Origin of the sequence: Bellilinea sp. (assembly GCF_034432615.1) — a bacterium.
In the GTDB taxonomy this organism is placed as follows: Bacteria; Chloroflexota; Anaerolineae; order Anaerolineales; family Anaerolineaceae; genus Bellilinea.
Map to the genome: position 1 here is coordinate 1 of NZ_DAOUBL010000041.1, position 5,022 is coordinate 5,022.

The following is a 5,022-nucleotide window of genomic DNA, read 5'->3' on the forward strand; positions in this document are numbered from 1 at the left end:
AAGCAATTACCCCCTCCCGCCTCCCCCTAAATCGCTGGGGCGATTTAGGGGGAGGTGCAGGTGGGGGTCAAACATTCTCAAAGGATTAGGAAGAGGATTTATCCCGAACTGAGGTTAGTTAGCCATGACAACGAGTGAGATTCCTGTGCTTTATTCCCCTTCCCCGTCCAGTGTCGAAGAACTGCACGCCGCACTGGAGTATGAGGTCTTTCGGGTTTCGGGCTGGTCGGCGGACGACTGGCGGCGAAGACTGTTCCGGGCGTTGCTGAATCGCCCGCTCCACCGGCTGGCGGGGGTGTTGACCGCGCTGGATGAGGATACCCGCCGCTTTGGTCTGACGGTAGGGTTGACCCGTTTTCTGGAACATTTTGCCTGTAATATCGAATGGGCAGCCGAAGAGCCTATTCCTCAAAAAGGGCCGTTGATTGTTGCCTGCAATCATCCGGGCACGTTTGATGGATTTGTGCTTGCCAAATTGTTGCAGCGTGAGGACGTACGGGTAATTGCCCGGGACATGCCTTTATTGCGGGGTTTGCCGCACATCAGCCGCCATCTCATTTTTTCAACACGGGATATGACCCAGCGGGCAGCCGTTCTGCGGGAGGTTATTCAGCATTTGAAAAATGGCGGCGTCCTGCTCACCTTTCCGCGCGGGACGATTGAACCTGACCCCGGCAGCATGGCCGGTGCAATGAGCGAGGTGCGTCACTGGCTGCCCAGCGTCGAATTGTGGCTGCGCAAGGTGCCGGAAACACGGCTGGTCATTGGAATCATCAGTCAGGTAACTGCGCCGCTGGCGTTGAAAGTGGGGCGATTATTCTTCCGCAAACCCTGGAATGCTCAGGTGGCCGCTGAGGTGATGCAGGTGGCTTTTCAGGTTCTGGCGCCAGAGCGGTGGAAAATTCAACCGCGGGTTACTTTTTCTGCACCGCTCAGCCTGAAAAAGTTGGAAATGGAATTGAACGGTGAACGGCGTTTATTCCCGTTGATTCAGGTTTATATCCTGCGCGCGATGGCCGAACACCAGCGTTTATTTTATGGGATTGACCTGCCCTGTTGAGTTGTCCAGGTTCAAGGTAAAACGCCAGGGCATGGATCTCCACGGTTCGGGCACGCGTTGAATGCCGATGCGCGCCGAGGGAAGAATGATGGCGCCCGGCGGAAGGGGCGCATCTTCAATCCACAATTGCGAAGCCGGGCTGGTCAGGTCGGCGCCGTTCAGACGGCCGTCAATATCCAGTGCGGTGGTCAGTTTGGCGGGGCCGTCGGTCCAGCGCGCCGGTGGCTGTCCGGCGCGGCGGCGTGCGATGATTTCAATTCCCTCAAGGGGCTGTATGGCGCGGATGAGCACCGCCGCGGGGTATCCCTCTGCCATACAGACGACATTCAACAACCAGTGCATGCCGTAGGTGAAATAGACATACGCCCGGCCAGGCGTGCCGTACATCACCTTTGTGCGTGGGGTATAACCTGCGCGGGCATGACAGGCCAGGTCTTCTTCGCCGCGGTAGGCTTCGGTTTCGATGATGATTCCTCCCACCCGTTGACCCTCCACAAGGCGCACCAGCCGTTTGCCCAGCAGCTCCGCCGCGGCCGAAACAACATCCTGTTCGTACCAGTTTGGCGGTAAAATGGAACGTGACGACATGCCCGTATTGTACAACAATCCGCAGGATTTCTCAGCAGGAGGTGCGCGATGAATCTTCGCCCAGAGGTTGGATTGACCTTTGATGATGTGTTGTTGGTGCCCAAAAAATCTTCCATTCGCTCAAGACAGGATGTTTCAACCCAAACCCGCCTGACAAAGGACATTCAGCTGAACATACCGATTATCTCTGCCAACATGGATACGGTCACCGAGGCGCCGATGGCGATTGCGATGGCTCAGCAGGGTGGTTTGGGCATTCTGCACCGTTTTATGAGCATCGAGAGGCAGGCCGAGCAGGTGCGCAAGGTCAAACGCGCGGAGAGTCTGGTGGTGTTGAACCCGTTGACGATTTCCCCATCGGCTACGGTTGGCGAGGCGCGCCAGTTGATGAAAGCGGAGGATGTGGGCGGCCTGGTTGTGGTAGATGAACAAAACCGGGTGTTGGGACTGGTTGCAACCCGCGATGTGCTGCTAGCAATGGACGAATCGGCAGCAGTCAGCACGGTGATGACGCCGCGGGATCGGCTGGTTACCGCCCAAGCCGGGGCATCGCTTGAGTCGGCACGCCAGAAGTTATATGAGGCGCGCGTGGAAAAATTGCCGCTGCTGGATGAGGAAGGCCGGTTGGCGGGCCTGATCACGGTGCAGGATATCATCAAAATTCAGGATCACCCTTTTGCCACCAAAGACCAGCACGGGCGGTTGCGGGTCGGTGCAGCGGTTGGGGTCAAACCCGAAGATTTGGAAAGAGCAGCTGCCTGTGTGGAGGCCGGTGCAGACGTACTGGTGGTGGATATTGCCCATGGGCATTCCGAGCATACCCTTCAAATGGTCAGCCGCTTGAAGCGGGCTTTTTCCAGTGTCGCAGTGATTGCAGGAAACGTGGCGACAGCTGAAGGGGTGCGCGAGCTGGCCGGAGCCGGCGCGGATGTGGTCAAAGTTGGCGTTGGGGCCGGCTCGATTTGCATTACCCGGGTGGTGACCGGTTTTGGAGTGCCGCAACTGACCGCAGTGGCGGAGTGTGCCGAAGAGGGTCATCGTCTCAGCATCCCGATTATTGCCGACGGCGGGATGCGTACCTCCGGCGATGTAACCAAAGCCCTGGCTGCCGGGGCCAGCGCGGTCATGCTCGGTTCGATGCTGGCAGGCACCGATGAAGCGCCCGGCGCTGAAATTGTACGCCAGGGCCGGCGTTACAAAGTTGTGCGCGGCATGGCTTCGCTTTCCGCCAATGTTGAGCGGCGCAAGCTGGACAAGCCGTTGCAGGAAGAAGAATATTCTGAAGAATTGTGGAGTGAAGTTGTGCCGGAAGGGGTGGAGGCCCTGGTGCCGTACCGCGGAAAAGTGCGCGATATCCTGCATCAAATTGTGGGCGGGCTGCGTTCCGGAATGAGTTATGCCGGGGCGCACAACTTGCAGGAACTCTGGCAAAATGCCGAATTTATCCGCATCACCCCTGCCGGGCAAAAAGAATCCGGTGCGCATGATGTGGATTTGATTTAGAAAAGGAGGAAACGAGCCATGTGGCAAAGGTTATTGGTTCTGTTGCTGTTGCTGGGGATAACGGCTGCCTGCAATCTGCCGCTGAGCCTTGCGGTAACCCCTACCGGGGAGGAAACTCTGGCTGCCTCGTCTTCACCCCTGCCGCAGGCAACCTCAACCCCGGTTCTTCTCAGCAGTTCGGTGCTGGAAAACATGCTGTACACCTTGCCGGGATTTGTGGATCGTGAGCCGTTTTCCTTTCAATTAAAGGATGGCGAATTTCAAAGCGGTGAAGACCCGGCTGCCATTGATTTTATCAATGTGCGCCTGGGGGATGTAATTGCCTTTGGAGATTTAAACGGCGATGACCTGCCGGATGCAGCGGTTATTCTGGCAGCCAATTACGGGGGTACAGGTGTGTTTGTGTGGGTCGTGCCGGTGTTGAACCAGAACGGCAAAGCAGAGCAGGCCGCCGCCTTCCTGATTGATGACCGCCCGATGATTGAGCAGCTCTCCATTGAGAACAGCCGCATCCTTTTGGAGGGGCTGGTGCATGGACCGAACGATCCGGGCTGCTGCCCCAATCAACCCGTTCGTTGGGCGCTGCGGTTGATGCCTGCCGGGCTCAATCTGGTTTCTGCTTCAACACGCATTGGGGATTTGTGGAGAGAAATCAACCTTGAGTTACCGGTGGAGGACAGCCGGGTTGGTGAGCGGGTGGAAGTGCGCGGCGGTGTGCCGGTGATGCCTTTCGAAGCGACCCTGAACTACCGTGTCTATTCCGAAAACGGGGTAGAGTATCAGAACAGTTATATCATGGTGGATGCACCGGATTATGGGTATCCGGGGACATTTCAGAAAGAGATTGATCTGAGCGAAGTACCGCCGGGGGTGATTTATCTGGAAGTTTCCGAAATCAGCATGGCGGATGGCAGTGTGGTGGCGCTTACGAGTGTGCGTTTGATTCGCGAATAAAAAACGATTGACAGTGGGAGGTGTTATGTCCATTCCAGTGATCGTAGATGCAATCCGAACACCCATTGGGAATTTGGGCGGAGTTCTTGCGGCGGTGCGCCCGGATGATCTGGCGGCGCTGGTGCTGCGCGCGCTGGTCGAGCGCAATCACCTGCCCGGCAGCGAGGTTGACGAGGTGTATCTGGGGTGTGCCAATCAGGCGGGGGAGGATAACCGCAATGTGGCGCGCATGGCAACTCTGCTGGCCGGTCTGCCGCCGGAGGTGCCGGCTTTGACGGTCAACCGCCTGTGCGCTTCGGGGCTGGCGGCGGTCAACCTGGCGGCACGTGCCATTTTGACTGGTGACGGTGAGGTTTTTCTGGCAGGCGGGGTGGAGAGCATGTCGCGTGCGCCGTATGCGCTGCCCAAGGCGGAAAAAGGTTTCCCCTTTGGTAACCTGACCGCCTGGGATACGGCGTTGGGCTGGCGTTTTCCGAACCCAAAAATGGAAGCCATGTACGGCATTGAAGCGATGGGAGAAACCGCCGAGAATCTGGCAGAGATGACCGCCATCCCGCGCGCCGAGCAGGATCGTTTTGCCCTGCAAAGCCACCAGCGAGCGGTAGCGGCGCAGGATGAAGGTCGTTTTGCAGATGAAATTCTGCCCGTGGAAATTCCGCAACGCAAAGGCGAGCCGATTCGGGTGGTCAAGGACGAGCGCCCCCGCCGCGATACTACGCTCGAATCTCTGGCTGCCCTGCCACCCATTTTCCGCAAAGGCGGGACGGTGACGGCAGGAAATTCCTCCAGTTTGAATGACGGGGCGGCCGGGCTGCTGCTGATGAGCGAAAGCAAAGCCCGTCAACTGGGGCTGAAGCCAATGGCGCGCATCGTCAGCAGCGCGGCGGCAGGTGTGCTGCCGCGCATCATGGGCATCG

At 58.0% G+C, this 5,022-nt stretch carries 5 protein-coding genes; 4 read left to right on the plus strand and 1 reads right to left on the minus strand.

Going from position 1 to position 5,022, the window contains the following annotated elements; all coding sequences use genetic code 11:
- The first annotated feature begins 124 nt into the window (after positions 1-124).
- A complete protein-coding gene (locus VAE48_RS01770) occupies positions 125-1,060 on the plus strand; it encodes a 1-acyl-sn-glycerol-3-phosphate acyltransferase (protein WP_322791591.1) in 936 nt (311 codons plus the stop codon).
- Here VAE48_RS01770 and VAE48_RS01775 read toward each other — a convergent pair.
- Positions 1,031-1,648 carry a DNA-3-methyladenine glycosylase gene (locus VAE48_RS01775; RefSeq protein ID WP_322791592.1) on the minus strand — a complete coding sequence of 206 codons (618 nt, stop codon included), beginning with the start codon at positions 1,646-1,648 and terminating at the stop codon, positions 1,031-1,033. The two genes, VAE48_RS01770 and VAE48_RS01775, sit on opposite strands and share 30 nt — an antisense overlap.
- 48 nt (positions 1,649-1,696) lie before the next feature.
- On the opposite strand from VAE48_RS01775, the gene guaB reads away from it, so the two are divergent.
- The 3 genes from guaB to VAE48_RS01790 form a co-directional block, all read left to right on the plus strand.
- Entirely contained in the window at positions 1,697-3,151 is a 1,455-nt protein-coding gene (gene guaB, locus VAE48_RS01780) for an IMP dehydrogenase (RefSeq protein WP_322791593.1), read from the plus strand.
- An 18-nt stretch (positions 3,152-3,169) separates the two neighbouring features.
- Positions 3,170-4,105, plus strand: coding sequence for a Gmad2 immunoglobulin-like domain-containing protein (locus VAE48_RS01785; protein ID WP_322791594.1), 936 nt, complete (start codon positions 3,170-3,172; stop codon positions 4,103-4,105).
- Between the two features lie 25 nt (positions 4,106-4,130).
- Positions 4,131-5,022 (plus strand): acetyl-CoA C-acyltransferase (locus tag VAE48_RS01790; RefSeq protein WP_322791595.1); only part of this gene is annotated, 892 nt, incomplete at its 3' end.